Origin of the sequence: Litorerythrobacter xanthomarinus, assembly GCF_046254955.1 — a bacterium.
In the GTDB taxonomy this organism is placed as follows: Bacteria; Pseudomonadota; Alphaproteobacteria; order Sphingomonadales; family Sphingomonadaceae; genus Qipengyuania_C.
This window is the reverse complement of record NZ_JBJXRG010000048.1, coordinates 1-239: the sequence shown is the minus strand read 5'-3', so window position 1 is coordinate 239 and position 239 is coordinate 1. Positions and strand designations below refer to the sequence as shown.

Sequence of the window (239 nt, the reverse complement as noted above, 5' to 3'; positions counted from 1 at the left end):
GCGCCGCTCTGTGACTAGAGCCTCTACTCATTTAATAACACTTTCCTTAGATCCTCTGACTCCCTCCCTACTTTTTTCTTATGGGGGGGGGGGGGGGGTTTTTTTTTTTTTTTTTTCTTTTTTTTTTTTTTTTTTTTTTTGTTTTTTTTTTTTTTTTTTTGTTGTTTGGAGTGGGAGGTTGGTGTTGTGGTTTTTTGTGGGTGTGTTTTTTTGTTTTGTTGTTGGTTCGGGCGCCCGCC

At 38.9% G+C, this 239-nt stretch carries 1 protein-coding gene; it reads right to left on the bottom strand.

Annotated features, from left to right (window positions below; all coding sequences use genetic code 11):
• Positions 1-23: 23 nt before the first annotated feature.
• Positions 24-239: hypothetical protein (locus tag ACEWMW_RS14530; RefSeq protein ID WP_409414680.1), on the bottom strand; the 216-nt coding region annotated here is incomplete at its 5' end.